This is a genomic window from Streptomyces sp. NBC_00335 (assembly GCF_036127095.1).
In the GTDB taxonomy this organism is placed as follows: domain Bacteria; phylum Actinomycetota; class Actinomycetes; order Streptomycetales; family Streptomycetaceae; genus Streptomyces.
This window is the reverse complement of the sequence record NZ_CP108006.1, coordinates 128,222-146,110: the sequence shown is the minus strand read 5'-3', so window position 1 is coordinate 146,110 and position 17,889 is coordinate 128,222. Positions and strand designations below refer to the sequence as shown.

The following is a 17,889-nucleotide window of genomic DNA, read 5'->3' as shown; positions in this document are numbered from 1 at the left end:
AACTCACCGCCACCGCCGTTACCCGAGTGCCGCAGAGCGGCTCGGTTGCGGGCTGTGGCCAGGCGAGCTCCGGCGGCATTGTCAGTGCCGGGCACGATGATGACCTGCATGACCGAAAACAGCGCCCTGCTTTCCCCTGTCGCCTACACCGAGGCCGTGACGGCCGCCTTGGCGGCGTCGGCCGCGTACTACGGGGACGGGACCACCCCGCTCGGTGACGACGAATACGACGGGCTGCTCCGCGCCATCACGGCTTACGAGGACGCCCACCCGGACGAGGTGCTTGCCCAGTCGCCGACCGGCAAGGTGGCGGGCGGGGCTGTCCAGGGTGACGTGCCGCACTCGGTTCCCATGCTCTCCCTCGACAACGTCTTCGACGCCGATGAGCTCGCCGAGTGGGCCGCGGGGCTGGAACGGCGCCTGGGTCACCCCGTGGCCGGGTGGTGTGTGGAGCCGAAGCTCGACGGCCTCGCGGTCGCCGCCCGGTACCGCGGTGGCAGGCTCGTTCAGGTCCTCACCCGCGGTGACGGACTGGCCGGCGAGGACATCACCCACGCCGCCGACGCCGTCCTCGGTCTGCCTGCGGTACTCACCCAGCCGATCGACGTCGAGCTGCGCGGTGAGGTACTGCTGACGACCGCGCAGTTCGAGGAGGCCAACCGGATCCGGCTCGCCCACGAGGCCACGCCCTTCGCACACCCGCGCAGCGGAGCAGCCGGCACTCTGCGGGCCAAGGACCGCCCCTACCGGATCGAGTTGACCTTCTTCGCCTACAGCGCGATCGGCCTGGCCGACCTCGGCCACGTCGCCCTGCTGGAGAACCTGGCGGCGCTCGGTGCGAACACGGCCGCCGGTACGGCCGCCGCCCCGCTGCGATGCGAGACCGTGGAGCAGGTACAGGAACGCGTCGACGTGATCGCCGGCCTGCGCGGAGACCTGCCGTTCGGGATCGACGGTGTCGTCGTCAAGGCCGATACGGCCGAGGACCAGCGGCAGGCCGGCAACGGCTCGCGCGCCCCGAGATGGGCGGTGGCCCGGAAACTGGCGGCCGAACACAAGGTGACGCGCCTGCTGGCGGTGGAGTGGAACGTCGGCCGGACCGGGATCATCGCCCCGCGCGCCGTCCTGGAGCCCGTGGTCATCGACGGGGTGACGGTCACTTACGCCACTCTTCACAACCCTTCCGATATCACCCGTCGCGGGCTCATGATCGACGACCAGGTGTTCGTGTACCGGGCCGGCGACGTGATCCCCCGGATCGAGGCACCGCTGGTCGACCAGCGCACCGGCGCCGAGAGCCCGATCGTCTTCCCCGAGGCGTGCCCCCGCTGTGGCGACGCGATCGACACCTCCGAGCAGCGGTGGCGGTGCGTGCGCGGCCGCAGCTGTCAGGCCGTGGCCTCGGTGATCTACGCGGCCGGCCGCGACCAGCTCGACATCGAAGGCCTCGGCGACACGCGTGCGATCCAGTTGGTGGAGGCCGGACTGGTCAAGGACGTCGCCGACCTGTTCACGCTGACCCGCGAGCAGCTCCTCGGTCTGGAGCGGATGGGCGAGACCAGCGCCACCAACCTGCTGGCCGCGATCGAGACCGCCCGCGGGGCCGCGTTGAACCGCGTGTTCTGCGCCCTCGGTGTCCGCGGCACCGGGCGCACCATGTCCCGCCGGATCGCCGCGCACTTCGGCTCGATGGCCGCGATCCGGGCCGCCGACGCGGACACGCTGGCCGGGGTCGACGGCATCGGCGGCGAGAAGGCCCGCGTCATCGCGGCCGAACTCGTCGAACTCGCCCCGCTCCTCGACAAGCTCCAGGCCCAGCAGGTCGGCACGCAGGTCACCGAGCCGCAGCAGCCCGCAACCGGCGCGGACGACGGCGAGGACAAGACGGGCGGCCCACTGGCCGGCCAGGCCGTCGTGGTGACCGGCTCCATGACCGGCCCCCTTGCGGTGCTGTCCCGGAACGAGATGAACGAGCTGATCGAGCGGGCGGGTGGAAAGGCATCGTCGTCGGTGTCCAAGCGCACCACGCTCCTGGTGGCGGGCGAGAAGGCCGGCTCCAAGCGCACCAAGGCCGAGGAACTGGGCATCCGCATCCTCGACCCCGAAGAATTCGCAGCGCTCGTCGGCGACTTCCTCCCCACCACCTAATGCCGCGTCGGGCAACGGTGGCGGCGACGGGCTGCTGACCACTGTTCACACACCGACCGTGCTGAGCCGCGACGCCGCCGACCGGTGGGGTCGCGCGCTGGGCCGAGAAGGAATTCCACGACGATGGCAGCCGCCTTGAGTGGGGTGAGCTGACCTGGTGGGCACTGGGGTTGCTGAACGGACGGCGCCTTCGGGGCCGGTCGGCCAGATCCCGACAGGGTGCCCACTCGGTCCCGTGGGGCCCGTGGGGCCCGTGGTGCTAGTTTTGCCGAAACTCGGGGGAGGGGTCGGCAAACTGGTGAACAGCGCACCGCGGCGTGCTGCCGTCGTGGCCCTCGTCGAGCTCGGGCGGAGCAGCGACTCTGGGGACCGGGCGGACGCCGGTCGCGGTCTGGCGACCTTTGCGGAGATGGGGGAGGCTGCCGACCCGCTGCTGGAGCTGGTGCTCGACCGCGAAGACACCTTCGTCACACGGGCGACCGCAGAAGCCCTGCTTCGACGGCAGGACAGGGCCGGACTGCTGATTGTCGCGTCCGCGCTGGCCGTCGCCAGCCCGAACCACGGCGATTGGATCCACACCGCGGTCCGCGATGCATTCGCCGTCTACGCCAGTGACCGCGACGACGCGCTGCGGCTCTGCGAGGAGTTGACGCAGGATCCTGACGAACGCGTCGCCCTGGGGGCTCGCGAGCTGAAGGAAAGCCTGACCGGGATCCATTGCGTTCTCCACGCTGAATAGGTGAGACAGGGCTGGCCCCATCTGGTATCGCGCCGTGCTGCATGCGCTCTGTCGGCGTGCAGGGAAGCGGATGTGTATACGTGGGGAGCGGAGCCGACCGTTCGCTCCTTCTGACAGTGGAGTGATCATCAGCGCCCGACGGGCAGCAGGGCCAAGCCGGCCGGGTATCCGCGGCTTATCGGAGGGCAGGGCCGGTAGCTCACAGGGCCAGGTGCGATGTGCGCGCGACTCCCGTTCGCCGCGCTGGTAGCGGGGGCCCCACGCGATCGCCGTGAGCACCCCTTGGTCGATGCGGGTGTGCCGGCCGACCACCACTTTCTCCAGGGCGGACATGCCGGCGAACAGTCGTATGTTCCGGAACGTACGGGCGATGCCGGCCCGAGTTGGCCCGCCCGCCTGGCCCCACGGGGGCAGGGGGCAGGCAGGCGAGCGGTCTTGGGCCGGTCAGCGCGGTGTGCCGCCTGCGAGCACCGCCGTCGATCCCCGGCAGAACTCCAGCATGGCCAGGGCGATGGTTCCGCCGGGCCGTCCGAGGCGGTCGGCGTAGCGCTTGATGATCACGTTCTCGCGGCCCAACTCGGTCCGCCGTCCTCCCGAGGACATTCGGGAGCGTTGGACGTCCTCGGAGAGTCGGCGCCGGCCTTCGAGCAACTGCAGGATCTCCTGGTCGATGAGGTCGATGGAGTTCCTCAGGCTCGCGATGGCGGCCTCGGGCGTGGTCGTCGGCGCGGCGGATACGGTCTGCGTAGTCATGGCGTGCTCCTTCGGGGGGTGGTTCGAGGGGGGAGTGGGGTGGGTGGGGGCAGGTCAGCCGTTGACCGCGTCTGGGTCCGCTTCGCCCGCCGGCGCGAGCAGTGGCGAGGATGTCCGGCCCGGCGCGCGTGTCCCTGCCTTCCGCGAGGGCCTCGTACAGCGCCTGATCGTCGACGATGCCGCCCCGCGGGCGGCGAGGGGGGAGGAGCCGTACCCCGGCCCGCGCGGCCGATTTGCCGTCTGTGCAAGGGGCGTACGCGACGACCGTCATGCCGAAGGCGGCCATCCGTGGGGCGGCCAGCGAGCAGATCCCGCCGAGCCCCGCGAACAGCGAGTGCCGGTGGGTCCCGTCGCGGCCGCGCACGTCGGCCTCGGTGCCCAGCGCCGCGACGGTGGCCAGCGACGGCTCCTCGGTCGGCGGAACGGCCGGTCTGCGCACGTCGGCGGGCGAGCCGGTATCGCGGAAGGCAAGGAGCGTGGCGGAGCTCATCGGTGGTCCTCCCCGAGCTCGAATGGTGGCGAGAGAGTGCTCATTGACGTTCCGAAGCCAGGTCCAGTGCCCGGGCGCGCAGCGCGAGCCGCGCGGGCAGCAGGCTGGAGACGAGCGCGAGGCCGAGTCCGGCGGCGGCCGCGGCGCCGATCGCCGGCCAAGGCAGGCTCAGGGGAAGGGACGGGCCGGAAACCAGAATCCGCTGCCCGATCAGCAGCAGGGTGGCGGCCTGGGTCCCGGTGGTGACCAGCAGTGCGAGCACCGTGGCGGTCGCCGCGGTCAAGGCCGCCTCGACCCCGACCATGGAGAGCACCTGCCGGTTGTTGCCGCCGGTGAGGCGGAGCGTGGAGAAGTCCCGCAGCCGGTCGCCGGTCGACATCATCATCGTGTTGACGATCGCGATCAGGGCGTAGAGCAGTGCCGGGCCCAGGATGGCGATCATCGCGATCCAGTCGGACCGGGACCGGGGGTCGTCCTTCCCGCCCCACGCGGCAGCCGCGGTGACCTTCGCGTGGGAGGCGGGGTCCAGCACCGGCGGCGGAGCCCCTGCGGAGGTGGAGAGGAAGGCGGCGGTGGGCTGCGGGTCGCCGTCCAGGTGGCCGGCCACGACGGAGTACGGCAGGAGCACCTCGGCGAGGCTGAGGGGCGTCTCGACCAGGGCGACCACGGTCAGGGTGACGGGGGCTCCGTCGTCCAGCGAGCTGGTGAGGGTGTCCCCGACCTGCCAGCCGTTGGCCGCGGCCAGTGCGCCGGAGACGGCGACCGAGGGTCCCTGGAGCCGCTCCAGGGAGCCGGACTCGGTCGGGAGCCGCCAGGTCGTGGCGGCGTCCCCGTCCACCGCAGTCGCTGCGACGGTGCCCGTGGCGGGGGAGGAGCCGGCGGCCGCGGTGCCACCCTCGAGGCCGTTCAGCCAGGTGGTGCGGACCGTGGTGGTGCGTACGCCGTCCAGCCGGCGCAGTTCCTCCACGGTGCCCGGGGCCAGGGCCGAGCCACCGTCAGGTTCGACGACGTACTGCGCGGCGAGCGCCTCGCGCGACTGGATCGTCCGGGCGTCCCCGAAGGTCAGGGTCGAGCCGACCACGGTGCCGGTCAGGCCGATCACCAGGAACATCGGGGTCGCGGTGGAGACCGTACGCCGTACCGAGGCCAGCGCGTTCTGCCGGGCCAGCAGGCCCACCGCACCGGCCGCCAGCGACACCGGCAGGGTGAGCAGCCGCACCAGCGGAGGGACCAGGAGCGGGGCGAACAACGCCACCGCCATGATCGCTATGCCGTCGATCAGGAGCGACCAGACCGGCACGTTCTGCGGGTCGCGCAGCTGCGGGTCCCGGCTCATCCCGGGCGGCATCGTGGTGAACAGGGTCAGCACGGCCGCGAACACGGCGAGGTGGCCGAGCGCCCACAGCCAGCGGCCGAGCGTCATCACCCGGCCGTCGACGGCCGCGTCGCCGAGCGCCTCGACCGGCCGCACCCGGCCGGCGCGGCGGGCCGCCGTGTAGGCGCCGGCCACCGCCACCACGACCTCGATCGCCACGGCGATCAGCAGCGGCCCGGCGCTGAACTCCACGGTGAAGCCCTCGGGGGCCGCGCCGCGCGAGATCAGCCAGCGGGCGAACAGCGGCGCCACGGCGAGGCCCAGCAGCGCCCCGCAGAGCGAGGCCGCCAGCGAGACGACCACCGCCTCGCCCAGGACGAGCAGCCTGACCTGACGGGGGGTCGCCCCGACGGCCCGCAGCAGCGCCGTCTCGCGGCGGCGCCCGGCGACCGCGAAGGCGAACGTCGAGGCGACGACGAACACCGAAACGAAGCCGGACATGCCCGCCATGAAGGTGAGCAGCTTCTTCAGGGACGGCGCCGAAGGGTCGCTGTTCTGGAGCCCCGCCGACGTGCTGACCAGCAGCCCCGTGGCCGAGATCAGGGCGACGCCCAGGGTGAGGGCGACGAAGGAGCCCGCGAAGCCGAGCCACCGCCTGCGCAGGGTCGCCACGGCGACGGGCACCAGCAGGGAGATCCCCATCATCGGCCCCCGTAGGCGCCGAGCGGCTCCCCGGCCGGCTCGGCCTCCAGCTGGGCCATGTGCTCGGCGACCTTCTGAGCGGTCGGCCGGTGCATCTCGTCGGTGAGCCTGCCGTCCACGAGGAAGATGACGCGGTCCGCGTACGAGGCGGCCACCGGATCGTGGGTGACCATGATGGTGGTCTGACCCTGAGCGTCGACCAGGGACCGCATCAGTTTCAGGACGGTCCTGCTGGAACTGCTGTCGAGGGCCCCGGTCGGTTCGTCGGCGAAGAGCACCTTCGGACGGGTGATCAGGGCCCGGGCGATGGCGACGCGCTGCTGCTGACCACCGGACATCTGGGAGGGCAGGTGCCGCCCGCGCCCGCCGAGTCCGACTTGGGCGAGCGCGGCCCGGACCTCGGCGGGGTCCGGACGCCGGCCCGCCAGCCGCAGAGGCAGGCCCACGTTCTGCTCGGCGGTGAGGGCGCCGAGCAGGTTGAACGCCTGAAAGATGAAGCCGATCCGGTCCCTGCGCAGTTCGGTGAGGGCCTTCTCGGCGAGCGGTCCCAGATCGACCTCGTCCACGACTACCCGGCCCGAGTCGGGCCGGTCGAGGCCGGCCGCGCACTGCAACAGGGTGCTCTTGCCCGAGCCCGAGGGGCCCATGACGGCCGTGAATGTGCTCTGACCGAAGGCGACGGATACCCCGTCGAGGGCGCGCACCTGCTCCGCCGACCCGGGTGCGTAACACCGGCTGACCTGTTCGATGCGTACGGGCTGGCTGTCTCGCATACCTCTACACCTCTCAAGTGATCTCGTGCCGCCGGGACGAACAGCCGTGTATTCCAAGCCGGTTCAGTACCAGCCCACTGGACCGTCAGACCCTGCGACCCCGGGCGCCCGGGCCGGCCGACCGACGGGAGTTCCCAGCGCGATCTCACCGTGGAGTCGATTCAACGGCCGGAACCGTGAACATCGACGACGAAGCGGCCCCCGCCGTCCGTGCACTGGGGGAGCGGTCGGGCATCCCGGTGCGTAGGAGCCCGTAGGAGCCCGTAGGAGGTCAGTGGGCAGGGATCCCTTGCAGTCCGGGAACAGGCCGATCTTGCGGCGACATCGTCGCCTCCGTGCCTATGCCCTTCCTCCACCGCAGGGCGGGCGCCGCTATAGAGGAAATGAAGAGTCGGGCAAGAAGTACGGGAGAACCGGTGCGATTGGCTGCGCGGGCACGCTCTTCTCATCCTTCCGTTCGGTCCGAACACCGAGCTGCCACGTCCGGGGCGTGGCAGCCATTCACAGCCGACGACGGGCGGGGGTGATGGGGCCTGTGAAGGTGCTGCAGGCAGCCGCCGGTGACGGAGGATCTCCGCGAAGGCGCGGCGAAGGCGCGGGCCCGAGCCATGTCAGGGCAGGCGAGCCTGACGTCGAGCAGGCGGCGTCTCCCTCGGCCCCCAAGCCGTCGCCGACCTCTACAGCCACCGCGCCGACTGACGGGCTGTCGGCTGCGGTTCCCGTCCTTGAGGAGATACGGCTCGCCGTGGGCTTACGAACTCCGGTGCAGGGTCCTAACTTTGAGGCATGGAAACTCGGCATTCCGGTCCACTTGCGGAAGTTGTGTCATCCGTGCCGGCCGGATGGCGGGTGCTGTTCGTGCCCAGCCGGGCCAGCGAGTTGGCCATCGGGCTCGGTGGGAGCATCTTGGTCCCGCCGATGGTCGCAGCCCCACTGCTGCTGGCCGCTCTGGTGGCCGCCGTGGTCTCGGGGAACTCACTCTTCTGGGGCGCCTTGTGGGTCCTACTGGCGCTCACGGTCGTCGCAGTGATCCTACTGACCGTGGCCATGACGGCCGTCACGGTCGCCACGACGGTGCGGTGGGTCGAGTTCCGCCCCCTGGAAACTCCGGCCCAGGTCGTGATCGCTCGCTTTCTGCGTTCGTCGACCATGGCGGTGGCTGATCTGCAGCGAGTCGTCGTCATCGAGCGACTCAGTCTGGGACAGCGACAGTCCATCAAGGTGGTGTTGCATACCCGCAGCGAGACGGTGAAGTGCGAACCGGCGAGGTCCGCACCGCTCTCTCGGGTCGACGCACAGGCGCTGACCGACTGGTTGACCGAGCAACTCGGGCGGTCCCAGGTGGCGGTGGAGCGTCAGACGGAGGTCAAGCGAGACTTCCTGCGTCCGGACGAGTGGTGGACCCCGTCCCACACCGCCGCGCTGTGGCGGGTACCCGTCGGCGAGGTCGACGGCATAGCCGCCCAGCGCAGCGTCGAAAGGCATCGGTACACGCCCCGGGCACACGCGATGTACAGCCCCAGCACTTCGGTCACCGTCTACGACCCGGGCCGGGCCTACGAGGTCGCCGAAGAACTCCGTGCGGAACGAGCCGCCGGCCAGGCCGCCGACAGCACGGCAGCCCCCGGCCCGGACGAGGACGACGCAACGGATTCCCGCTGACTTGGTCGGGCCGGTCCTGACCCGGCTCGGAGACCGAACTGGGTCCTGGCCCCTTCCGAGTTGGCCCTGGCGGAACCGGAGCTCGCGGCGAGGGGCCCATCCGGGACCGGTTCACCGCTCTCCGGCGGCCTCCAGGATCGCGCGGAGACGCGAGAGGCATTCGTTGACGAAGGCGGGATAGGTGGCCCAGTAGTACGACACTCCGCTGACTCCGACGGCGATGGCCCACGCCCGGGCACGCAGCCAGGTCTCGTTGTCGAGGCTTATGGCGTCCCAGTATGCCTGCCGGGCCCCGGGCGGAAGGTCCCACAGCGGTGCGTGCTCGGCGTCGGGGAAGCCGACTGAGAGGGCTCCGAAGTCGATGACCGCGTGCAGCTTTCCCTGCTGTACGAGGAGGTTGCTGGGTTTGAGATCTCCGTGAAGCCACACCTGGTGGCCGGACGGCTCGGGCAAGGCGAGCGCACCTTGCCACAGGTGTCGCAGGTGTGCGATATCGAGGTCGAGGCCCTCGATCATGCGGCAGTTGTCGAAGTACTCGCTGATCCACCGGTCACAAGCTTGCAGGCCACCTCCGCGGTACCAGCTGAGCTCGTCCTGACGAGTGGCTCCCATAAGGGGGGTGGAGTGCAGGCTCTGCACGATCGCCGCCAGGTCGGCCCCGAAGGCGGGCCAATCGGTGACCGATCCCAGGCCGGCTTCATCGCCGTCGATCCAGCGGTACACCGACCAGGCGAGCGGAAATGCGGAACTCGGGGTGCCGGCGTGCACCGGCTCCGGGATGTGACAGGGAAGGTGAGGAGCCAGCCGCGGCAGCCACGTCTGCTCTTTGCGTACGGCCTTCGAGTTGTCCGGAGTACGCGGCAACCGTATGAGCAGCTGGTCGCCGAGCCGGTACATCCTGTTGTCGGTGCCCTCGCCGGCCGGTGAGATGGGAAGGGCGGACCACTCCGGTTTCTGCTCCCGCAGCAGCGACCGGACGACCGCCTCATCCACACGGATCTCGTTCTCATGAAGTGTCACGCTGAGAGCCTTCTGCCCGGGCCTCGCCGACGCCAGTCATTTTCGAGGCCGTGGACGCTCAGACCGCGATCCGCCATGCCATGTGAGACCGAGTGGGAATGAGGACCGGGTTCGGCCGACCGCTGAGGGACACGGAGGCGGCCGACGCCGACGCGGTACCCCGGCAAGGTGTTGCGTGGCTCGCCGAGCGGCACCCGGCCGGTACGGTCCCAGCCGCTGAGCACGTACGTCACTCCGGCAGCCCGGCCGGACCGGTCTCGTTGGCGGGGATCTCCAACGCTGAGGCGGGGAAGTTCGTGACAACGCCTGTGCGCGTCTTGGCAGTGGTGAAGGAGGAGTGGGCTCCTGCGGTGGCGATCACCCAGCGGGTGCAGTCCGGCGAGGCCCCGGTTCATTACACCCTGACGGTCACCCCGAACCGGCAGGAGGTGCTCCTTGAGGCCGGCCGTCAGCACGTGGTGGCCGTCGGCCCGGGGGACCTGACTGCCGGGCCCGGGACGAACAACTACGGCTTCGCGTTCGCCGAGGTCGTCCATCCCGTGAAGCGAGGAGTGGCCGGGGAGGTCGCCTACTGGCGGGACGTTCTGGCCAAGGCCCCGCCGAAGCCGACGTGCGACGACACCCGACCCGACCCGACCCGACCCGACCGGACCGGACCCGCGACGCCGGCTCTCTGGTCTCCTGGCTGGGCCGCTCCTCGGGGTCCTTCGGGCAATCGGTCGGATGATGCGGACGGTATGGAAAGCCGCGGGTGCGTTCGGCACCCTGCCGCTTCGGCGAGGTCGCCCATCGGCGCCGCGACGTCGTGGCGCTGGGTGTCGTGTGGGGGTGTTGTGCCGCTACGCCCGCTCTGACCTCGCCTTATCGATGGCCAAAGCTATTGCGGAGCGTGATCACTTCGGGAATGATTCCCCGCCGTGACCATCTTTCTCGCCGTTGTGCTCGGCGTGTTTCTCATCGGGTTCCTCCTCTCCCTCGCCCCCGGCGCCGCCGACCGCTGGGTCGAAAAGCACTTCGTGGCCGCCGACTACGGCCTTGCGCCTCGTGAAGCGCTCGACAACCGGCGCTCCGGTCCGCCGGCGCCGGCCCACCGCACGCAGGAGAGGCAGGCCGTAGCCGACGCCGCCTGGCAAGGGGACTGGAAGGCGGCCGAACGGTACGTCCGGGCCGCCGGAGAGGACTGGGACGAGCGCTGGGACCGGCTGGAGCTCCTCCAGCATGTTGCCCAGAAGGACGGCGCCTGGCTCGACACCTGGCTCGCCGCCGAGCCGGGGGACTGTGACGCGGTAACCCTCCGCGCGAGCCTCATGGTCCATCGTGCCTGGGAGATCCGGGGCAACGCCTTCGCCCACGCGGTCCCGTACGAGGACATGAAGCGCTTCCGGGAGATGCTCCCGGCTGCGATCGATGAGGCCCGCAAGGCCACGCTGCTCGACCCCGCGAACCCGGGCCCCTGGGTCGTCATGATCACCGCGGCACGGGGAGCCCAGTACGGCCGCTCGCAGTTCAAGCCGCTCTGGAAGGAACTCGTCGCCCGCGCGCCCCACCACTACGAGGGGCACGGGCAGGCCCTCCAGTACTGGTGCGCCAAGTGGTACGGAAGCAACCGGCGGATGATGCGGTTCGCCCGCCAGGCGGTCCGCAAGGCCCCGGCCGGCAGCCCGCTCGCCGGGATCTACCTGCACGCGCTGAGTGAACTCGCCGACCGGTCCGCCGCCGTCGCACTGCCGGTCACACCCATGACGAGGAGCCTGCTGAAGCGGACCGCCGCGTCGTTCGACCGGGTCGCGCCCGACGACGAGCGTCTGCCGCTCCTGCGCCACCTGCTGGCGCACTACATGCTCCAGTCGATGATGTACGCGCCCGCTCTGCGGCAGTTCCGCGAGATCGGACCATGGTGCGGAGCCGAACCCTGGCGCAAGGCGGGGAACCCGGTCATGGCGTTCGACGCGGCCCGGGGCCGGGCCGTGAGGCTGTCCCGGAGCCGCCCTGCCTCGGCGGCCCAGGATTTCGGCATGGCGCGCTAACGGGTGGTCTGAAGGATCGGTGTCCGGCCGTGGGCCGGGTCTTCGCGTAAACAAATATGCGATTGTCGGGCGAGCGTGATAGTCACTTCTCTCATGGAGGGTGATCCATGCTCTCCCCGTTTGGATACGGCAAGGGGTGGGGACATGGCGTTGCTCCGTCAATGGGGGCTTACGCTGGGGAAATGGGCCGGAAAGCCCGTCGCGCGGGTCCAGGAGGACTCCGGCGATCCGGACGTGGGGCGCGTGCGCGCGGCCGCCGCGGCCGGGGACTGGACCGCCGTGCGCGAGGTGCTCGAAGCACGTTCCGAGAGCGACGACCGGACGGAACTGCTGTGGGCCGTCGGCGATACCGCCGGGGTGGAGCGGTGGATCGTCCCGGTCCTCGAAGCGGATGCGGGTCAGGACGCGGCGCTGGCCCGGTTGGTGGCGGGGATCCGTCACATCAGCTGGGGATGGGAGGCCCGGACCGGCGCCCGTGCCTCGGAGGTTTCGAGCAAGCAGTTCGAGGTGTTCCACGAGCGGCTGCGCACCGCCGAGCAGTGGTTGTACGAGGTGGCCGAGCGCGAACCGGGGTGGACCTCGCCCTGGTACGGCCTGCAGGTCACCGGCCGCGGCCTCCAGGTCGGGTCGACCGTCGCACGCCGCCGCTTCGAGGCGACCGTACGCCGTGACCCGCAGCACCTGGGAGCCCACCAGCAGCAGTTGCAGCAGGCCTGCGAGAAGTGGGGCGGCTCGCACGAGGAGATGCACGCCTTCGCCCGGGACGCCGCGTTCGGCGCACCCGCCGGCACACAGCTGGGCCAGCTCGTCGCCATCGCGCACATCGAGCAGTGGCTCTCCCTCGACACCGGCCCGGACGCGGCGTACATGCGCGGGCCCGAGGTCGCGGCGTCCTTGCGGGAGGCCGCCGACCACTCCTTCCGGCACCCGGACTTCGTGCGCCGGGCCGGGTGGGCGCAGATCCTCAACACCTTCGCGATGGCATTCTCGCTCGCGGGGGACCGCGAGGGGGCAGCGGAGTGTTTCCGCGCCACCGACGGTCGGGTCACCGAGTTCCCCTGGTACTACATCAACGGCTCCGACCCCGCCGTGGCCTATCGGAAGCACCGGTCCTCGACCGGACATTGAGCGCGCCGGGCCGCCGGGCCACCTGCCGGCGGCCACCGGCCTACGTCCGAACGCCGGCACGGTCACTCCCGGCACCGCGCGGCGACGCCCGCGCTGTGACGGCCCGCGCTCCGGGGCCCGACTCCGCGCTCTGACGGCCCGTGCCACCGGTCCCGACCCGCGCGCTGCCGGTGCCCTGCCGCTGCCGGACGACCGGCCACGCCCGGCAGTGCCACGCACGGCAGTGCCACGCACCCCTTCCCGCCCTTCCCGTCCGCGTCGCCCACGACGCGGGCGGGGCCCCACCGAAAGATTCCGCCAGGTGCCCGATTCCGAGACGTCCCACACCTTCCAGGTCGACCTTCGCGGCCTCGTCGACCTGCTCTCCCACCACCTCTACTCCAGCCCCCGCGTCTACCTGCGCGAGCTGCTGCAGAACGCCGTGGACGCCATCACCGCGCGCCAGGCCGTCGCACCCGGCTCCCCGGCCACCATCACGGTGCGCACCGGCGAGACCCTCACGGTCACGGACACCGGCATCGGTCTGACCGAGGCCGACGTGCACCGGTTCCTCGCGACCATCGGCCGCAGCTCGAAGCGGACCCCCGACGGAGCCCTGGACGGTGCGGGACTCGACGCCGCGCGCGGTGACTTCATCGGCCAGTTCGGCATCGGGCTGCTCGCCTGCTTCGTCGTCGCCGACGAGATCACGGTGCTCAGCCGCACGGCGGCCGACCCCTCGGCGCCCGCCGTCGAATGGCGCGGCCACTCCGACGGCCGCTACACCATCCGCACCCTGCCCGCCTCGGCCGTGCCGGAGCCGGGCACCACCGTGCGCCTCACCCCGCGCGCCGACAACGCCGAGTGGACCAGCCCCCAGCAGGTCGTCTCACTGGCCCGGCACTACGGCGGCCTCCTGCGCCACGAGGTCACCGTCGTCGGACCGCGCGGGGAGACCCACACGGTCAACGAGACGCCTCCCTGGGAGCAGAGCCACCGCTCTCCGCTGGCCCGCCGCGAGGCGATGACCGCGTACTGCCGGAACCTGTTCGATTTCACCCCGCTCGACACCATCGACCTCGACCTCCCGGCCGCCGGGCTGCGCGGCGTCGCGTACGTCCTGCCCACGGCGATGAGCCCGGCGCAACGGGCCGGCCACCGTGTCCACCTCAAGGGCATGCTGCTCACGGACCAGGCGCCCGAACTGCTCCCGGAGTGGGCGTTCTTCGTCCGCTGCGTCGTCGACACCACCAGTCTGAGGCCCACCGCCTCGCGGGAGTCCCTGTACGAGGACGGCACGCTGTCCGCCGTACGGGACGCCCTGGGCGACCGGATCCGCGAATGGCTCACCGGGCTCGCCGCCAGCGACCCCTCCCTCCTGCACCGCTTCATCGAAACGCACCACCTCGCCGTGAAGGCCCTCGCCCGCTACGACGACGAGCTGCTGCGCATCGTGCTGCCGTGGCTGCCCTTCGAGACCACCGACGGCAACGTCACGCTGGAGGAGTTCGCGCGCACCCACCCGACCCTCCTGGTCACGCGCAGCGTCGAGGAGTTCCGCCAGGTCGCGCCCATCGCTTCGGCGGCCGGTCTGGGCGTCGTCAACGGCGGCTACACCTACGACCGCGACCTCGTGCTGCGCCTGCCGGAGATCCGGCCCGGCACGTCCGTCACCGACCTCGACCCGGCCACCGTCACCGCCCACCTCGACGCCGTCGACCCGTCGGCCGAGCTGCGCGCGGCGGCCTTCCTCGCCGTCGCCCGGGAGACGGTCGGCGTCCACGACTGCGACGTCGTCCTGCGCGACTTCCAGCCCGTCACCGCTTCCGCCCTGCTCCTCGACAACCGCGAGGCCCGCCACGAGCGGACCAGGTCGAGCCTGGCCGCCGACAGCGACGGCGTGTGGGCCGACATCCTCGGCTCGCTGCGCAACGAGACCCCACGGGCCCAGCTCGTCCTGAACCACCTCAACCCGCTGGTGCGCCAGGCGATCACCATCGCCGAGCGCGGACTGGCCGTCACGACCGCCGAAGCCCTCTACGGCCAGGCGCTGTTGCTCAGCCGCCGCCCGCTCCGGGCCAGCGAGAGCGCCTTGCTGAACCGGGCCTTCATCGGCCTGCTCACCCACGCCATGCACCACAGCGGAACGGCGGCACCCGGCTCCGAGCCCCGGAAGGAACTGTAGATGCTGGACACCCCCGAGGCCGTGGTCGAGGCACTCCGCGAGAACCACGACCGACCGCACGGCCTGCACCGCACCGTCACCGCCGAGGAGATCGTCGATGCGGCCGAGCTCCTCGACGAGCCCGACACCCTGGTCACGGCCCTGCTGGAGCTGATGACCTCGTACGAGTTCACCGGCGAGCACCGCAAGTCGCCCGTGGTCTTCGCCCGGCTCCTCAAGCTGTGGGACACCGTCCCCGGCACCTTCAGCCAGTGGGAGGCCCGGCAGGTCTTCTGGCGCTTCAAGTGGGTGGCGACCTCCCTGCTGCAGGTGCCCGAAGTACCACTGGCCGCGATCCACGGCTGGATCGAGACGATGCGCGGCCGCTACGAGGCGGCCGACCACGGCATGCAGCCGGTCGCGGCGATGCGCTACCACATCGCGCACCACACGGGCACCGGCCTCGCCGACGCCTACGACCTGTGGGCCACGCGCCCCCGTACCGAGCTGAGCGACTGCGAGGCCTGCGAGATACGGCACCTCGCCCAGCACCAGGTGGAGTCCGGTGACCTCGCCGGGGCGCTGGAGATCTGGGGTCCGGTCCTCGACGGGGAGGCCGGCTGCACCGAGGAGCCGCAGCTGAGCCGGTCGCGCTCGCTCCTCCCGCTGCTGCGCTCGGGCCGCGCGGACGAGGCCCGCTCCCACCACCTCAGCGGCTACCGCCAGGTTCGGGGGAACACCGGCACGCAGGAAGAGGTCGGCCTCCACCTGGAGTTCTGCGCCCTCTCCCGCAACGAGGGACGGGGGCTGGAGATCCTCGCGGAGAACCGCCCGCTGTTCGAGGCCACCGGCGCGCCCCTGGCCCATCTCGGCTTCCTCACCGGAGCGGGGGTGCTGCTCACCCGCCTGGTCGAGGACGGGCACGCCGACACCGCCGTTGCCGGGCCGCCCGGGCGCGACTGGAGCGCCGGGGAGCTCCTCGCCCACGTACGCTCCGAAGCCGGCCGGATCGCCGCCGCGTTCGACGCGCGCAACGCCACCAGTGCCGTAGGGGACCGGCTCCGGACTCGTCTCGCGCAACACCCGCTCCTCGAGCAGCCGTTGCCGCTCGGTCTGCGTGCTCGGGTCACCCGCCCTGCCGCGCCCGCCACCGCGGCGGCGGCCGACGCCGTGACGCCCACCGCCGGAGCGGACCTTTCCCAGGACTTCGCCACCTTGGTCCGCGAGGCACGCCGGCTGGCCGCCGCGGGCCACCCCGGGGAGAACCGGCTCTGGGACCGCGTCGAGGAACGCCTGGCCGACGGCAGCGCCGCCCCCGGCGAAGAGCTCGGCCCGCAGGAGCTCCTGATGGCCGAGCTCGCCGACCAACGGGCTTATAAGTTCGCCAAGAAGGAACGCGACGAGGAGAGCGTCGTCGAGCTGAAGCGGGCCGCCGAGCTGTACGAGGGCCTGGGGATGCCCTGGCACGCGCTGTCCGCGCGTTCCCGTTCCCTGGCCTGGCGGAACGATTCCGACGACGCGGATTACGACGCGACCCGCGCTGACCTCGACGAGGTCGTGGCCGAAGCCGAGCGCCTCGTCGCCGAGGTCCCGCTGACGGAGGAGACCGCGCTGGAGTACCTCACCGTGCGCTACTCCGATGCGTTCGCCGCCTACCAGGAGGCGCTGCGGGACCTGCCGGAGACCGAGGGGCCCGCCGCGGAGCGGTTCCAGGAGCGGGCCCGGACACTGCGCGCCGAGGCGGAGCGGTTGTCCGTACCCCACCACGTGGCCAACGCGCTGCAGCTCACCGCGGACCTGTCCGGCCGCGGTGGTGACACGGACGCGGCCGAGGAACTGCTGCGCGCGGCCCTCGACGCCGTGGCCGCCTCCGCGCGGCCCTGGCGGGGTACGCGCCTGCGCGCGATGCTCGCGCAGTTCCTGCTTTCCAAGGGCGAGCCGGAGGAGGCCGCGGAGCTCCTGCACCACGCGCTCGCCGACGCGGCCCGCTACGACGACACGGACTTCGCGCTGGCCCCCACGTACTCCCTGCTCGGGCACGCGGCCTCGCACCTCGGGGACCTGGGTGGCGCCGTACGCCATCTCTCCGAGGCGGCCGCGCTCTTCGACCAGGCCGGGGAGCAGGCCGAAGCCACCGACGTACGCCTCCAGCTCGCGGACGTCCTGGGGCGCGGCGGCCGGCCGGAGGACGCGGTCGCAGTCCTCGAATCCCTCCTGGCGGACGAGGCCCTCACCCCGGACAACGAACGGGCCTTCGCCCAGGCGCGCCTGTCCCTGGCCCGGGGACTGCGGGAGCTCGGCGAGTACCTGCCCGCGGCGGAGGAGTTCCTGCGGCTGGCGGACACCGTCGCCGCATGGGAAGACGACCGCGCGGTCCACACCCTGGTGGCCGCGGAGGCGGCCGTGACGCTGGCGATGGCCGACCGGTGGGCCGCGGCGGCCGCGGCGTACGAGCGCGCGGTCGCCTCGCACGCCGAGGCGCCGAACCCCTCGCTGCTCATCCACATGATGTGCCAGTTCGCCCGTCTCACCGTGTCGGCCAGGGAGGCCGAAGGCCTCGACGCGGCCCTGGAGCACCTCGCGCGGGCGGACGCGGTCCGCGCCGGAGTGCCTCAGGACGCCGAGGACTTCACCCCCTGGTACGAGCGCGGAACCGTGCACTACCGCCGGGCCTGTGTCCTGGCGGAGGTAGAGCGCTACGAGGAGGCCCTGCCCGAGGCGGAGGCAGCCATCGCGGCCCACGAGGAGGGCGGCGAGCACGGCGAGGTGCCGCGCGCCGAAGCGGTACGGATGGCCGCCCTGATCGAGGGCAAGGGCCTCGGCCGCTTCCAGGGGGCCGTCGCCCGCCTCACCACGGCGGCCGCCCGCTGCCGCCAGGCCGGTCTCACCGAGGGAGCCGACATCCTGGAGGCCCTCCGCCAGGACTATCTGCGCCGTTGACACCCCGCCCCCGGCCGTCACCCGGTTCGTGCACATGGGGCCCGGACCG

General features: G+C 71.7%; 10 protein-coding genes and 2 pseudogenes. 7 read left to right on the top strand and 5 right to left on the bottom strand.

Features of this window, described 5'->3' with window-relative positions; translation table 11 throughout:
- Positions 1-99: 99 nt before the first annotated feature.
- Complete coding sequence (gene ligA, locus OHA37_RS00705; RefSeq protein WP_266914922.1) at positions 100-2,148, top strand: NAD-dependent DNA ligase LigA; 2,049 nt, start codon at positions 100-102, stop codon at positions 2,146-2,148.
- Positions 2,149-2,476: 328 nt separating this feature from the next.
- The gene (locus tag OHA37_RS00700; RefSeq protein WP_328692877.1) at positions 2,477-2,887 is read left to right on the top strand and encodes a hypothetical protein; all 411 of its coding nucleotides are present in this window, start codon (positions 2,477-2,479) and stop codon (positions 2,885-2,887) included.
- A gap of 284 nt (positions 2,888-3,171) precedes the next feature.
- On the opposite strand, the pseudogene OHA37_RS40730 reads toward OHA37_RS00700, so the two are convergent.
- The 4 genes and pseudogenes from OHA37_RS40730 to OHA37_RS00685 all read right to left on the bottom strand — a co-directional run.
- A pseudogene (locus OHA37_RS40730) lies at positions 3,172-3,271 on the bottom strand (ABC transporter ATP-binding protein); the annotation flags it as partial.
- A 60-nt stretch (positions 3,272-3,331) separates the two neighbouring features.
- Positions 3,332-3,643: pseudogene (locus tag OHA37_RS00695) on the bottom strand (chorismate mutase); the annotation flags it as partial.
- 527 nt (positions 3,644-4,170) lie between these two features.
- Positions 4,171-6,150, bottom strand: coding sequence for an ABC transporter permease (locus OHA37_RS00690; RefSeq protein WP_266914888.1), 1,980 nt, complete (start codon positions 6,148-6,150; stop codon positions 4,171-4,173).
- Positions 6,147-6,920 (bottom strand): ABC transporter ATP-binding protein, encoded by a 774-nt coding sequence (locus OHA37_RS00685; RefSeq protein WP_266914886.1) that lies wholly within the window; start codon positions 6,918-6,920, stop codon positions 6,147-6,149. The genes OHA37_RS00690 and OHA37_RS00685 overlap by 4 nt, the downstream gene beginning before the upstream one ends.
- Positions 6,921-7,838: 918 nt before the next feature.
- Here OHA37_RS00685 and OHA37_RS00680 point away from each other — a divergent pair.
- Positions 7,839-8,582, top strand: coding sequence for a hypothetical protein (locus OHA37_RS00680; protein ID WP_328692875.1), 744 nt, complete (start codon positions 7,839-7,841; stop codon positions 8,580-8,582).
- A 111-nt stretch (positions 8,583-8,693) separates the two neighbouring features.
- Here the strand turns inward: OHA37_RS00680 and OHA37_RS00675 are convergent, their stop codons facing one another.
- Positions 8,694-9,602 (bottom strand): aminoglycoside phosphotransferase family protein, encoded by a 909-nt coding sequence (locus OHA37_RS00675; protein WP_266914882.1) that lies wholly within the window; start codon positions 9,600-9,602, stop codon positions 8,694-8,696.
- A gap of 917 nt (positions 9,603-10,519) precedes the next feature.
- Here OHA37_RS00675 and OHA37_RS00670 point away from each other — a divergent pair.
- The 4 genes from OHA37_RS00670 (at position 10,520) to OHA37_RS00655 (ending at position 17,840) form a co-directional block, all read left to right on the top strand.
- On the top strand, positions 10,520-11,629 hold the full coding sequence (locus tag OHA37_RS00670; protein ID WP_266914880.1) for a hypothetical protein: 1,110 nt from the start codon (positions 10,520-10,522) through the stop codon (positions 11,627-11,629).
- Positions 11,630-11,773: 144 nt separating this feature from the next.
- Positions 11,774-12,757: a hypothetical protein gene (locus OHA37_RS00665; RefSeq protein ID WP_266914878.1), complete on the top strand. Its 984-nt coding sequence runs from the start codon at positions 11,774-11,776 to the stop codon at positions 12,755-12,757.
- Between the two features lie 301 nt (positions 12,758-13,058).
- Complete coding sequence (locus OHA37_RS00660) at positions 13,059-14,921, top strand: HSP90 family protein (protein WP_266914876.1); 1,863 nt, start codon at positions 13,059-13,061, stop codon at positions 14,919-14,921.
- A complete protein-coding gene (locus OHA37_RS00655) occupies positions 14,922-17,840 on the top strand; it encodes a hypothetical protein (protein WP_266914874.1) in 2,919 nt (972 codons plus the stop codon).
- Positions 17,841-17,889: the final 49 nt, after the last annotated feature.